Here is a 13097-nt window from a genome sequence, read left to right as displayed (position 1 = left end):
GGTCACACCTTCTCTGTGCGGCGGTCGCGGATCCGGGCGGTTCTTCGTACGTGGGCGCGGAGCAGGTCGTGGATGCGGTACGGGCCCGGCGGGCCGTCCTCCAGCAGTCCGGCGTCGGCGAGTTGCTCCCGTACGGCTTCGGGAACGGGGCCCTCGTCCTCGGGGCCCCGGTCGGCGAGCAGCTCCGGCGGGCCCTGGGCGAGATGGGCGAAGGCCTCCGACAGCCGGGGGTCGAGGCGGTCGAGCGCCCGGTCGAAGAGGCCGGTGACCGAGTGGTCCGGGGAGTCGGTCAGGGTGAGCCGGGCGAGCGGGTCGTCGCCCAGCCAGTCGACGGCGTCGGCGAGCCGCAGCCCCGGCCGGGTCAGCAGCCGGGCGGTGAGGATGCGCAGGGCGGCGGGGAAGTGGCCGCACAGGGCGGCGAGTCGGCGGGCGGAGCGGGGTTCGGCCTCCACCCGCTCGGCGCCCAGGGTGGCCAGCAGCAGGGCGTGCGACTCGGCGTCGGTGAAGGCGGTCAGGCGCTGCACCCAGCCGCCGTGGGTGGCGATGAGCCCGCCGAGCCCCATCCGGCTGGTGACCACGACGGCGGGATCCGGCCCGTCGGCGGAGACCGGCGGGAGCAGCGGGCGCACCTGGTCGGCGTCGACCACGTCGTCCAGGATCAGCAGGACCCGCCCTTCGCCCGACTCCCGCAGCGCGAGCGCCACTTCGGCGGCCACCTCGTCGGCCGTGCGGGGTTCGCCGTCCGCGCGGGTCATCCGGACGAGCAACTGCCCGGCGGGGAAGGCGTCCCGGACGAGCCGGGCGACATGCTGGGCGAGCGCCGACTTGCCGATGCCGGGCGCGCCGGACACCAGGACGGTGAGCGGCCGGTGGTCCTCGGGGCCGGAGGCCGCGGGTGCGGTGAGGCGGGCGGCCAGGGCGGCGGCCTCGGCGGCCCGCCCGGTGAAGTGCGGCACGGCCGGCACGGGCCCGACGCCGGATGCGGCGGCCGGGGCGAGCGCCGCGCCACCGGCCGGGGCGACCGCGGACGCGCCGCCGGCCGGAACCGCGGCGGCCGAGGTCGTGAGCGGAACGGCCACGGACGAGGCCGGGGCGGCGGCCGGGAGGGGGACGGTCTCGCCCCGGATGACGCGGGAGGCCTCGGGCCCGGCGGAGCCCAGGTCCTCGCCGCGCAGGATGGCCAGTTCGAGGCGGCGCAGCGAGGGCGAGGGGTCCACGCCCAGCTCCTCCAGCAGGAAGCCCTTGACCCTGCGGTACTCGGCGAGGGCCTGGGACTGGCGTCCGGTGCGGTAGAGGGCCTCGATGAGCTGTTCGTGGAAGCGTTCGTGCCCGGGATATACGCGCGTAGCGGTCCACAGGTCGACGAGCGCCTCACCGCAGCGCCCGAGCCCCAGCAGCAGGTCGCAGACCCGCTCGACCGCGCGCAGCCGTTCCTCCGCGAGCCGGGGCACCTCGTCGCGGTGCAGGACCTCGGACCGTACGTTGGCGAGCAGCGCGCCCTGCCAGAGGGCGAGGGCTTCCCTGAGCACGTGGAGCTCCGCCTCCGGGTCCCGGTCCAGACCGGCGGCCCGGCGCACCTGGTCGCGGAAGCCGAGGAGGTCCAGGGTGGGCGGTGCGGCGGTGATCCGGTAGCCGCCGGGCACGGCTTCGATGGCGGTGCCGGTGACCCCGTGCTTGGCGAACAGCCGGCGGAGCCGCAGGACGCAGGTCTGGAGGGCGGCCCGGGCGGTGGCGGGCTGTTCCTCGCCCCACACCGCGCGCTGCAAGTACTCGGCGGAGACCGTGGAGTTGGCGTTCAGGAGGAGTGCGGCGAGCAGGTTCGCGGGCTTGGAGGGCTGGAGGACGACGGTGTCGGGTCCGTCCGCGAGGGCCAGCGGCCCCAGCAGCTGGAACCGCATCACGCTCGGCACCTCTAGTCCCAGCCGTTGACCAGCTTGCACACCCGAACGGGCGGGGAATCCGGGGGGAGTCGGCCGATGACGTCCGCCAACTCCGTACAGATCATCCGGGTGATGTCGTCGGCGACGGGCGGGTGGCCCGTGGGCGTGGTGGCCGATGCGGTGCCGGTGGAGAGGGTGAGGGCGGCGAGGGCGATCCCGGTGACGAGGGCGGCGGCTCTGGCCGGGCGGCGCTGCTTCTGCGCGAGCGAAGACCTGGACACGTGTTCCCCTTCGACGGTGGCGTCGGAGCCGGGGTCCTCCCGGCACGGACGACGATGCCAGCGCGGAACGCGCCACGAGAGAGGCGGCGGTGTCAGCTTGCTGCACGGTCTCCCGCGGCCGTGTGCAGCAAGCTGACACGGTCCGCCGTGACCGTCCGGCCGGAGCGGGGAACGGGGGGCGAGGAAAGAGCCGTCGGCACCGGAGCCGGGGCCGGGGAACAGGTCGGCCCCGGGACGTTTGGAGGAACGCCCCGGGGCCTGCCGGTCATCCTACGGTGACGCCCGGAGGGTCACGGCCGTCGGGCCACGGTGACGCCCGGAGGGTCGCCGTCACCGGGCGGGACGGTGTTCACCCGTCCGTCGCGATGGCGTTGAGGACGTTCATCCGGCCCGCCCGGAAGGCCGGGACGAGAGCGGCGAACAGTCCGACGAGGGCGGAGCAGGCGAAGACCGTGAGGATCGTCGGCCACGGGATCTCCAGGACCTCCAGGCCCTCCAGCGCCAGCAGCTTCTGCGCCGCCGTGCCCCAGCCCATCCCGAGCCCGAGTCCGAGCAGCGCCCCGAAGAGGGCGATGACCACGGACTCCAGCCGGATCATGCGGCGCAGCTGGCGGCGGGAGAGCCCGATGGCGCGCATCAGGCCGATCTCGCGGGTCCGCTCGACCACGGACAGGGCGAGGGTGTTCACCACACCGAGCACCGCGACGATGATCGCCAGAGCGAGCAGACCGTAGACGATGTTCAGCAGCTGGCCGATCTGGTTCTTCAGGTCTTCCTTGAAGTCGGCCTGGTTCTGCACCTTGTAGACCGGGTATTCGGCCATCGCGCTCTTGAGGGCCGCGTACGCCTCCTTCTCCTTGCCCTCCTCCGCCTTGCCGAACATCGCCACGTTCTGCGGCATCTTGTCGGCGGGGACGTAGGAGGCGGCCGTGGTGAGGTTGGTGTACATCGCGCCGCGGTCGATGTTGGTGTCGTCGGAGGTGATGGCGGCGACCTTCAGCTTCGCCGTCTCCCCGGCCGTGAACGCGACGGTGAGGGTGTCGCCGACCTTGACGCCGTGCTTCTCGGCGTAGTCCTCGCCGACGGACATGGCGTCCTTGCCGTACGCCTTCGAGAGGTCGCCGGAGAGCGCGGTGCGGCGGACGTCCTGCTGATAGGTCGGGTCGGCGGCGGTGATGCCGTCGTCCTCCGTCGTGCCGTCCGGGGTGGTGATCTTCGCCTTGACGAAGGTGTAGGCCGTCAGGTGCTCCAGGCCCGGCACCGCCTTCAAGGCTTCGGCGGCCTGCGGCACGATCGGCCGCCCGGCGCCGCTGTCCTGGACGATGAAGTCCGCGCCGACCGACTTGTCGAGCTCCTCGGTGGCCGAGGCGACCATGGAGGAGCCGACGACGGACAGGCAGGCCACCAGGGCGAGCCCGATCATCAGGGCGGCGCCGGTGGCTCCTGTACGCCGGGGGTTGCGCAGGGCGTTGCGCTCGGCCAGCCGGCCGACCGGTCCGAAGAGCCGCAGGACGACGACGCTCAGCCCGCGCACCACCACGCCGGCCAGCAGCGGGCCGATCACGATGAAGCCGATGAGGGTCAGCAGCACGCCGAGGGCGAGGAACATCGAGCCCTCGGTGGCCTTGTCGGCCTGGGTGGTCGCCCACAGGGCGGCGCCGCCCGCCGCGGTCAGGAAGAGGCCGATACCCGCCCTGACCCAGCCGGACCGGCCGTCGGCGGGGGTTCCGGCGTCGCGCAGGGCGGCCATCGGGGAGACTTTGCCGGCCCGGCGGGCCGGGATGTACGCGGCGAGGACGGTGACGATGACGCCGAGCGTCAGGCCGATCGCCGGGGTCGTCCAGGCGACGGTGAGGTCCCGGGTGGACAGCTCCATGCCGACGGCGCCCATCAGCTTCATCAGCCCGACGGCGAGGCCGACGCCGGCCGCGACGCCGAGGACGGAGCCGACGATGCCGAGGAGGACCGCCTCCACCAGCACGGACCGGTTGACCTGCTTGCGGCTGGAGCCGATGGCCCGCATGAGGCCGATCTCGCGGGTGCGCTGGGCGACCAGCATCGAGAAGGTGTTGACGATGAGGAAGATGCCGACGAGGAAGGCGATTCCGGCGAAGCCGAGCATCGCGTACTTCATGACGTCCAGGAAGGCGCCCATCTCGTTCTTGTTGGCGTCGGCGGCCTCCTGCTGGGTCTGGAGCTTGTACGCGGTGGTGTCGCCGAGGGCGGCGGCCACGTTCTTCTTCAGCTGGGCGTCGCTGACGCCGCTCCCGGCCGTCACCAGGATCTGGTTGAAGACGTCGGGGGCGCCCAGCAGGTGCTTCTGCGCGGTGGCGGTGTCGAGGTAGACGACGGCCGCGCCCGGGTTGGTGACGGTGAAGGACGCGATGCCGCTGATCTTCGCCCGGAGGTCACCGGTGGCGGCGATGGTGCGCAGCTCGTCGCCGATCGCGAGCTTGTGCTTCTTCGCGGTGTCGGCGTCGACCATCACCTCGGTGGGACCGCGGGGTGCGTGCCCGGAGGTGATCTCCATCGAACGCAGGTCGTTCTTGGTCCAGTTGCTCGCGATGGTGGGAGCGCCGGTGTCGGAGCCCATGTTCTTGTTGTCGCGGTCGACGACGGTGACCGCCATGGAGAAGGCGGACCCCTCGGCCCGCTCCACCCCGTCGGCCTTCTCGACCTGCTGGATCACGGAGGCGGGCAGCGAGACGGGCTTGCCGTTGTCGGGCTGCTCGCCGTCGTCGGCCGCGCTCTTCGGACTGACGGTGACGTCGGGCGAGGAGATGGTGAAGAGCTTGTCGAACGTGGTGTTCATCGTGTCGGTGAAGACGAGCGTGCCGCAGACGAACGCCACGGACAGCAGCACCGCCACGGCGGAGAGAGCCATCCGGCCCTTGTGCGCGAGGAAGTTGTGCAGTGAGGTCTTCCAGATGGTCATGACGTCCGCCCACGTGCGTCGAAGTGCTTCATGCGGTCGAGGACCTGCTCCGCGGTCGGGTTCTGCATCTCGTCGACGATGGAGCCGTCGGCGAGATACAGCACCCGGTCCGCGTAGGACGCGGCGACGGGGTCGTGGGTGACCATGACGATGGTCTGGCCCAGCTCGTCGACCGACTTGCGGAGGAAGGACAGGACTTCGGCCCCGGCCCGGGAGTCCAGGTTGCCGGTGGGCTCGTCGCCGAAGATGATCTCCGGCCGGGCGGCGAGCGCCCGGGCGACGGCGACGCGCTGCTGCTGACCGCCGGAGAGCTGGGTCGGACGGTGCTTGAGCCGCTCGGCGAGGCCGACGGTCTCCACGACCTGCTGGAGCCAGGCGGCGTCGGGCCTGCGGCCCGCGATGTCCATCGGCAGCGTGATGTTCTCGATCGCGTTGAGCGTCGGGAGCAGGTTGAACGCCTGGAAGATGAACCCGATCCGGTCGCGCCGGAGCTGGGTGAGCTTCTTGTCCTTGAGCTTGGTGATCTCGGTCTCGTCGAGGAAGATCTCGCCCGACGTCACCGTGTCGAGCCCGGCCAGGCAGTGCATCAGGGTCGACTTGCCGGAGCCGGACGGGCCCATGATCGCCGTGAACTGCCCGCGGGCGATGTCCACGTCGACGTGGTCGAGCGCGACGACCCGGGTCTCTCCGGTGCCGTACGCCTTCACGACCTGCCGCGCTCGCGCCGCTACGGCCGTACGCCCTCCAGTGCCCCCGTGCCTGGGAATGGTCACAGCCGTTGTCACGGTATTTCTCCTATGTCGGTCGATGACTGGACGTCGTCGGCTACGTTCCGAGTCTGGGTTCCGGACGGTGTCCGGCGCGATGGTGCTCAGCGCAGTCTTCGGGTGGGGTTTTCCCCACCCGCCCCCCTGCGGTGGGCCGTAGCGGCGACGTAAGAAGAGGTTAAGGACATGCCCCCTGCCGCCACGTCCTCCGCCGGGAGGAACGGGCCCTGGCCCCTTTGAGGGGGCGCCCCCTAGGGGTCTCGTCCGCCAGGCGGAGGCGAGGTCAGGGGCACGGTTCGGCCCGGCGGGGCGGCGGGCGGCGACGCGGGCGGACCGGCCGGCGAACCGGAGCGGAGGGGTCCGCCGGAGACCCCTTCCGCACCCTGCCGGTCCGCCACCCCTGCCCGGCACCATTCCGGTGGACCCTCCCCTTCCGGGGCTCCCGGATGAGACAGTGCCCCGGGAGATACGTGCATAGGGAAGGAAACCCGGTGAGCGGCACGGACGGCGGCGGAAAGAGCGGCACAGGCGATACGGGGTCGCATGCGGGTGACAGCGCGGGCCCCGCCCCGGGCGGCAGGAGCGCCGCGCCGCCCGCCCTCACCACGCCCCGCGGCCGCCGCCCCGTCGTGGCGGCGCTCATGCTCGGCATGGCGCTGGCCGCCATCGACGGCACCATCGTCTCCACCGCCGTCCCGCAGATCGTCGGCGACCTCGGCGGCTTCACCGTCTTCTCCTGGCTCTTCTCCGGCTATCTGCTGGCCGTCACCGTCACCCTCCCCCTGTACGGGAAGCTCTCCGACACCTTCGGCCGCAAGCCGGTCCTGATCGCCGGGATCATCCTGTTCCTGGCCGGCTCGGTCCTCTGCGCGGCCGCCTGGAACATGGCGGCGCTCATCGCCTTCCGGATCGTCCAGGGCCTGGGTGGCGGCGCGCTCCAGGGCACCGTCCAGACCATCGCGGCCGACCTCTACCCGCTGAAGGAACGCCCGCGCATCCAGGCGAAGTTGTCCACGGTGTGGGCCACCTCGGCGGTGGCCGGACCGGTGGTGGGCGGGCTGCTCGCCGGATACGCGGACTGGCGGTGGATCTTCCTGATCAACCTCCCGGTCGGCGCGGTCGCCCTCTGGCTGGTCGTCCGCCACCTCCACGAACCGGCCCGCCCCCGCCCCGCCGCCCGGCCCAGGGTCGACTGGGCGGGCGCGCTGGCCGTCTTCGCGACCGGCGCCCTGCTGCTCACGGCGCTCGTGCAGGGCGGCGTCGCCTGGCCCTGGCTGTCGGCGCCCTCGCTCGGCCTGTTCGGGATCAGCGCGGTGCTGGCGGCGCTGACCGTCGTCATCGAGCGGCGGGCGGCGGAGCCGATCATCCCGGGCTGGGTGTGGCGGCGGCGCACCATCGCCTCGGTCAACCTGGCGCTCGGCGCGATGGGCCTGCTGATGGTCGCGCCGACCGTCTTCCTGCCCACGTACGCCCAGTCGGTGCTGGGCCTCGGCCCGATAGCCGCCGGGTTCGTGCTCTCGGTGATGACGCTGAGCTGGCCCGTCTCGGCGGCCCTGTCCGACCGGGTCTACAACCGCATCGGCTTCCGGCTCACCGCGATCATCGGCATGAGCTGCGCCCTGCTGATCCTGCTGGCCTTCCCGCTCCTCCCCTATCCCGGCGAGCCCTGGCACCCCGCCCTGCTGATGCTGCTGCTCGGCGCGGCCCTCGGCCTGTTCCAGCTGCCGCTGATCGTGGGCGTGCAGTCGACGGTCGGCTGGGCGGAGCGCGGTACGACGACGGCCTCCGTCCTCTTCTGCCGCCAGGTCGGCCAGAGCATCGGCGCGGCGGTCTTCGGAGCCGTCGCCAACGGCGTCCTGGCCGCCCGACTCCTGGACGCCCCGGTGACCGGCCTGCCCGACGACCTGGACGCGGTGGCCCGCACCCTGGAGGACCCGGGCGGCCTCTCGGCGGCGGCGACGGACTATCTGCGCCGGGCGGTCGACGCTGCGGTGGACCACGTCTACATCGGGGCCGCCGGTGCCGCGGCCCTGGCCCTGCTCGCCCTGATCACCCTCGCCCCGCGCCGCTTCCCGGTCATCACCGAGACCCCGGGTGACGCCGACGACCCGGAGCGGAGATCATTGACCGCTACGTGAGCCCGCCGGACCCGAGGATGACGATGACACCGCTGACTTTCGGCGACGACCAGGCCGACAGGCCCACCGAGACCGCCAGGCCCGACCGGCTCGACCGGGAGGCGGTGGACCGCTTCTGCAGGATCTGGGCCGACACCGGCTACAACGACCCGGCGGATGAGCACTACGTCCTCTTCGACGGCTACACCCTCGACGAGGACCCCGAAGCCCGCGCCGAACTCCTGAGGCTGGTCGGAACCCTCGGGCTGGAGCACGTCGACAACCCTCCGGGCGCGGCGGCCGGCGAGGTGTGGGTCCGTACGGACCCCCGTATCGACGCCGAACTCGGGAACTGGGCATAGCCTGGGCACATCGTCAGCCGATGGCTCGGGCCGAAAGCACCGGAGAACACCCCATGAGGATCCACGTGACCAGCGTCTTCGTCCACGACCAGGACGAGGCCCTGCGCTTCTACACGGACGTGCTGGGCTTCGAGAAGAAGCACGACGTACCGCTCGGCGGCGAGAACCGCTGGCTGACCGTGGTCTCGCCGGAGGACCCCGACGGCACCGAGCTTCTGCTGGAGCCCGACAAGCACCCCGCCGTGAAGCCGTACACGACGGCGCTGTTCGCCGACGGCATCCCGGCCGCCTCCTTCCGCGTCGACGACGTCCACGCGGAGTTCGACCGGCTCGGCAAGCTCGGCGTCCGCTTCACCCAGGAGCCGCTGGACATGGGCCCCGTCGCCACCGCCGTCCTGGACGACACCTGCGGCAACCTGATCCAGATCATGCACAGCGCCTGATCGCGACGGACGGCTCGTCGCCGACATCGCGCGGGAGGTGGCCGCCGCCACCGGCCGGACCGGGCCCCGGCCCTCCGGCCGTCCGTGATCACGCCTGTTCCCGGACCGCACCGGCGGGCGGCTCGGCCGCCACCTCCGCCCACACCGTCTTCCCGATCGGGTTCCGCGGCTCCCATCCCCACCGGGTCGCCAGGCACTCCACCAGGAACAGGCCACGCCCCGACTCCTGGTCGTCCGGCGGCAGGGCCGGAGCCTCCGGCGTACGGCCGAACACGGCGTCCGAGACCTCGATACGGAAGCGGGCCGCGGGCAGTTCGTAGTCCACCCACACGTGGAAGTTCCGCCCGCGCAATCGCCCGTGGCACACCGCGTTGGCGGCCAGTTCCGCCACCACCAGCGCCACCGAGCACGAGGCGTCGCTCATCGGCCCGAACCCCCACTGCCCCAACTGCCGCACCACGGTACGGCGGGCGAGCCGGGCCCCTCGCGGCGTCGACGGGAACTGCCGCGACAGACACCCGTATCCGTTCGGGGTCAGCCCGAAGCCGCGCGGACGAGGCGGGGCCGCGTCCTGCCGACCGGCCTTCGCCGCATCGATCGTCTTCTTGCCGGTCATGCAGGCCATCCGTTCGCTCGACTCTCCTCACGTCACCCACGCGTGCGGGTTCCGTGACGTTCCGTACTCAAGAGTCGGCAGTGCGGCCTAGCCTCGGAAGGTGACAGCGCCTTACCTTGCAGTCCGTAAGGAACGGAAGTATCGCCGTGGCCAAAGCAATTGACCCGCAGTCCTCCATGGCCGCCCTCTTCGGATCGCGCGTACGCAAGTTACGCGTGGCGGCCGGACTCACCCAGACCGAAGTGGGCTCGCTGACGCATGTGGTCGGCAGCCGCATCGCCCAGATCGAGCGCGCGACCGGCGCGAAACCGACCCTGGAGCTGGCCCGTGCCATCGACAGGGCGCTGGTCGCGGACGACCTGCTGATCGACCTGTGGCCGTATGTGCACCGGGAGGCGTTCCCGGACTGGTCGCAGGCGTTCATCGCGTACTCGGCCCGTGCGGCGGTGGTTCGCGAGTACGCCTCGCACGCCGTGCCCGGTCTGCTGCAGACCCCGGAGTACGCGCGTGCGTTGCTGAGCGTCGGTCACTCGCTGCGCGACGCCGATCATCTGGAGGAACGCGTCGCGGCCCGGCTCGACCGCCAGGTCCGGCTCACCGGCCCGGACCGGCCGCAGCTGTGGATCATCCTCGACGAGGCCGTGCTGCGCCGGCCGATCGGCGGATCCGCTGTGATGCGCGGCCAGTTGGAGAAGCTGCTGAGGACGGCCGAGGAGCCCGGCATCACGATTCAGGTGCTGCCGTTCAGTCAAGGCGCGCACGGCTCCTTGGGCGGTTCACTCACCGTGCTGGTGATGCCGGACGGCACCGAGGTCGCCTACACGGAAGGTGCGCACCAGGGCCGGTTGACCGAGGAACCGGACGAGGTCGAACGGTTCGTTCTGACTTACGATCAACTCAGGGCGATGGCGCTGCCGCCGCTGATGTCACTCGCCTTGATCCGATCCGTACTGGAGGCCGATTACCGTGCAGCGAGTGTCCCCACCCGATCTGACCGCCGCCGCCTGGCGCAGCAGCAGCTACAGCAACCAGGAGGGCGGCAACTGCGTGCAGGTGGCCGACGGATTCCCGGGTCTCGTCCCCGTCCGTGACAGCAAGAACCCCACCGGCCCGGCCCTGGTCCTGACCACCGCCGCCTGGACCGCGTTCGTCACCGGAGCCGTCGTCCGCTGAAGCACCGCTCCGGGCCGGCTCCACTTCAACGTCGGTTCCGCTTCGAGGACTTCCTGTTTACTGGTGTCATCACCCCTTTACCGGCCCCATTCCGGATCAATAGGCGACACCCGACGCAGGTGAATGACCCGACGAGGATTTTCGGATTGACCGAAAAGGATTCCTCCACTCGGGTCATTCCGCTCCACAGTCGGCACCGCCGACCGACGGCGAGCAGCGTGAAGGCGCCTGTCGGCGCGGGATTCCGCTTTCCGATTACCACAACATCACTGACCCACCGGTCGCTTCTCGACAAAATCACTCTGCCTACGGACTATGCCACTCACCGGATCATCCGGTGCATCAGGATGTCTACGATGAGGTCGCTCCTTTCCGGGAAACGGTAGGTTCCGCTTTCCCCCGAATCACCAAGGTGATCTGCACCTTCTCGGAGCGGCCGCACACCTTCTGCTCGGTAGAACTGAGGGACCGCATCCATGGCAAAACCCGTACCAGCCAGTCAGCGGCGGCAGTCGAACGCACCGAAGGCGGCGATAGCACCGCTTGTGACCGCGCTGTCGGTGAGCGCCGTCGCCGGAGCCGTGGCGGTGCTGCTGGCTCCTTCGGAAGCGCGCGGCTGGGCGGCAGTGGTGGTGACCGCCGCCTGGGTGGTCCTGGCCGTCACCCTCGCCGCCGCCCATCAGGTCACGCGGCGGACGCTGCGCACGGCCGCGACGCAGACGGCCGAGGCCGAGCGGCTCAAGGCCTCGCTGACCGCCCTCGAAACGGACACGGCGCACACCGCGGACGTCGCACTGCCCGCGCTGATCAGACTGGTACGCGGCGGCTGGAAGGCGGCCGACGCCCTCGGTCAGGTTCCGCTGCCGCGCAGCCCGCGCCAGCGGAAGCTGCTGCACGTCCTCGCGACCACGGTCGAGGAGCAGGAGCGGCAGACCGCCGCGCTGCGGACCGAGAGCACCCGATTCCGCGCGGAGGCCGAGGCGTTGACCGCGCAGCTCCGCGAGGAGCTGCACACCCTGACCTCCGAGGTCGAGCGCTTCGGCCGCGAGACGCTGCCGACCGTCACCGCCAGGCTCCGTGAGGGCGAGTCCGGCGCCGGCGTGCGGGCCGAGGTGCAGCTGCCCGAACAGCCGGTCCTGCGCGGGCCGTTCGAGGACGTGATCCGGGAGCTCGCGCTCAGCGAGCGCCGCGCTCTCGCGGCCACGACCGCGTCGGCCAAGGCGCTCAGCCGCGTCCAGGCGAAATCCGTCAGCATGCTGGCTGACCTGCGCGGCATGCAGGAACGTCACAGCGAAGAGGTGTTCGGCGATCTGCTGAAGCTGGACCACAGCACCTCGCAGCTCGGCCTGATGACGGACCGGCTGGCGCTGCTGATGGGCGGGCGGCCCAGCCGCGCCTGGAACAAGCCGATCGTCATGGAGAGCATCCTGCGTGGCGCGGTCGGCCGGATCGCCGCCTACCAGCGCGTGCGGCTGCACTGCTCCTCCAGCGTCTCCGTCTCCGGCTTCGCCGCCGAAGGCGTCATGCACCTGCTCGCCGAACTGATGGACAACGCCGCCAACTTCTCGCCGCCCATCGACGAGGTGCACGTCTACGTCGAGGAGCGCGGCACCGGCATCGTTGTCACCATCGAGGACAGCGGTCTGAAGATGGCCGACGCGGCGATGCGGCGGGCGGCGGACTCCGTCGCCGGGCGGATGACCGACCTGGCGACCCTCCAGGGCACGCGCCTGGGCCTCGCGGTCGTGGGACGGCTCGCTCTCAAGCACCGGATCAGCGTCAACTACCGGCCGTCCTCGCGCGGCGGCACCGGTGTGGTCGTCCTGCTGCCGAGGCATCTGATCGCGCAGGAACCCCGCGAGAACCAGCAGGCGCTGGGCCACCACGCGGCCGCAGCGGCCGCCGTGCCCGCGGCGGCGACACCGGCACCCGCCTCCGGCGCCGGAACCGCCACCGCCCCGGCACCGGCTCCCGCGCCCGTGTCGCCGTCCGTGACACCGCCTGTGGTGCCGTCCGTGCCGGGAGCCGTGCCCGAGACCGGTCCGGAACCCGTCGCGCCCGCCGCGCACGCCGCACCCACCGCCGTACCGCCGTCACCGGCCCCGCTTCCCACGTCCGCGCCCGTCACGGCGGACGAGCACCTCGTGGCCCGGCCGCGGCGCGAGCCCGAGTCCGAGCGCGGTGCCGCCCGGCCGGCGGCGACCGGCTCCACCCCCGGCGGCCTGCCCGTACGCACGCCCGGCCGCACCATGGCCGAGGCGGATCGGGAGCGCGGCCGTCATCGCGGCGCGCCCGCCTCTCCGGCGATGCCGCGCGGTGACACTCCACGGACCTCGCCGCCGCGCAGCGCGGGCGACCAGTTCGGCGCCTTCCATCGCGGCCGGAAGCCCCAAGGCGCACCAGGAGGACCGGACGGCCCGACCGCACCGCCGCCCTCCGCTCCGTAACCCGGAACGCCCATCCGTACGGTGTCCGGCCCACCGGACGCGATCCGCTCGCCAGCTCGCTCGAACATCCGAGATT

11 protein-coding genes are annotated in these 13097 nt (G+C 71.9%); 6 read left to right on the top strand and 5 right to left on the bottom strand.

What is annotated here, in order from left to right:
• Positions 1–2: 2 nt before the first annotated feature.
• The 4 genes from AC0VY3_RS04355 to AC0VY3_RS04340 form a co-directional block, all read right to left on the bottom strand.
• Positions 3–1898, bottom strand: coding sequence for an AfsR/SARP family transcriptional regulator (locus tag AC0VY3_RS04355; protein WP_475551637.1), 1896 nt, complete (start codon positions 1896–1898; stop codon positions 3–5).
• A gap of 14 nt (positions 1899–1912) precedes the next feature.
• Entirely contained in the window at positions 1913–2161 is a 249-nt protein-coding gene (locus AC0VY3_RS04350) for a hypothetical protein (RefSeq protein WP_103507234.1), read from the bottom strand.
• Between the two features lie 349 nt (positions 2162–2510).
• Positions 2511–5096 carry an ABC transporter permease gene (locus AC0VY3_RS04345; protein WP_475548978.1) on the bottom strand — a complete coding sequence of 862 codons (2586 nt, stop codon included), beginning with the start codon at positions 5094–5096 and terminating at the stop codon, positions 2511–2513.
• The gene (locus AC0VY3_RS04340; RefSeq protein WP_103507236.1) at positions 5093–5881 is read right to left on the bottom strand and encodes an ABC transporter ATP-binding protein; all 789 of its coding nucleotides are present in this window, start codon (positions 5879–5881) and stop codon (positions 5093–5095) included. The genes AC0VY3_RS04345 and AC0VY3_RS04340 overlap by 4 nt, the downstream gene beginning before the upstream one ends.
• A gap of 473 nt (positions 5882–6354) precedes the next feature.
• Between AC0VY3_RS04340 and AC0VY3_RS04335 the strand changes: the two genes are divergently transcribed.
• The 3 genes from AC0VY3_RS04335 to AC0VY3_RS04325 are packed head-to-tail and all read left to right on the top strand — an operon-like array spanning position 6355 to position 8785.
• A complete protein-coding gene (locus AC0VY3_RS04335; RefSeq protein WP_475548977.1) occupies positions 6355–8001 on the top strand; it encodes an MFS transporter in 1647 nt (548 codons plus the stop codon).
• 23 nt (positions 8002–8024) lie between these two features.
• On the top strand, positions 8025–8342 hold the full coding sequence (locus AC0VY3_RS04330; RefSeq protein WP_475548976.1) for a hypothetical protein: 318 nt from the start codon (positions 8025–8027) through the stop codon (positions 8340–8342).
• Between the two features lie 53 nt (positions 8343–8395).
• Complete coding sequence (locus tag AC0VY3_RS04325; protein ID WP_030633142.1) at positions 8396–8785, top strand: VOC family protein; 390 nt, start codon at positions 8396–8398, stop codon at positions 8783–8785.
• An 88-nt stretch (positions 8786–8873) separates the two neighbouring features.
• Here AC0VY3_RS04325 and AC0VY3_RS04320 read toward each other — a convergent pair whose 3' ends face one another.
• Positions 8874–9410, bottom strand: a complete 537-nt coding sequence (locus tag AC0VY3_RS04320) for an ATP-binding protein (protein ID WP_475548975.1) — start codon at positions 9408–9410, stop codon at positions 8874–8876.
• A 167-nt stretch (positions 9411–9577) separates the two neighbouring features.
• Here AC0VY3_RS04320 and AC0VY3_RS04315 point away from each other — a divergent pair, with 167 nt between their 5' ends.
• The 3 genes from AC0VY3_RS04315 to AC0VY3_RS04305 all read left to right on the top strand — a co-directional run bounded on the left by AC0VY3_RS04315 (position 9578) and on the right by AC0VY3_RS04305 (position 13021).
• A complete protein-coding gene (locus tag AC0VY3_RS04315; protein ID WP_103507238.1) occupies positions 9578–10492 on the top strand; it encodes a helix-turn-helix domain-containing protein in 915 nt (304 codons plus the stop codon).
• Positions 10455–10574: a DUF397 domain-containing protein gene (locus AC0VY3_RS04310; RefSeq protein ID WP_158688325.1), complete on the top strand. Its 120-nt coding sequence runs from the start codon at positions 10455–10457 to the stop codon at positions 10572–10574. The genes AC0VY3_RS04315 and AC0VY3_RS04310 overlap by 38 nt, the downstream gene beginning before the upstream one ends.
• Positions 10575–11050: 476 nt before the next feature.
• Positions 11051–13021: a sensor histidine kinase gene (locus tag AC0VY3_RS04305; protein ID WP_475548974.1), complete on the top strand. Its 1971-nt coding sequence runs from the start codon at positions 11051–11053 to the stop codon at positions 13019–13021.
• Positions 13022–13097 lie beyond the last annotated feature (76 nt).

The sequence above is a fragment of the Streptomyces sp. iso_384 genome, from assembly GCF_056172905.1.
The sequence above is the reverse complement of the archived record's forward strand: the minus strand, read 5'-3'. Positions and strand labels throughout refer to the sequence as shown.

Coding starts and splice junctions, on each gene's coding strand:
- AC0VY3_RS04355 (WP_475551637.1), bottom strand. CDS start 1,898: ATGCGGTTCCAGCTGCTGGGGCCGCTGGCCCTCGCGGACGGACCCGAC.
- AC0VY3_RS04345 (WP_475548978.1), bottom strand. CDS start 5,096: ATGACCATCTGGAAGACCTCACTGCACAACTTCCTCGCGCACAAGGGC.
- AC0VY3_RS04330 (WP_475548976.1), top strand. CDS start 8,025: ATGACACCGCTGACTTTCGGCGACGACCAGGCCGACAGGCCCACCGAG.
- AC0VY3_RS04325 (WP_030633142.1), top strand. CDS start 8,396: ATGAGGATCCACGTGACCAGCGTCTTCGTCCACGACCAGGACGAGGCC.
- AC0VY3_RS04320 (WP_475548975.1), bottom strand. CDS start 9,410: ATGGCCTGCATGACCGGCAAGAAGACGATCGATGCGGCGAAGGCCGGT.
- AC0VY3_RS04315 (WP_103507238.1), top strand. CDS start 9,578: ATGGCCGCCCTCTTCGGATCGCGCGTACGCAAGTTACGCGTGGCGGCC.
- AC0VY3_RS04305 (WP_475548974.1), top strand. CDS start 11,051: ATGGCAAAACCCGTACCAGCCAGTCAGCGGCGGCAGTCGAACGCACCG.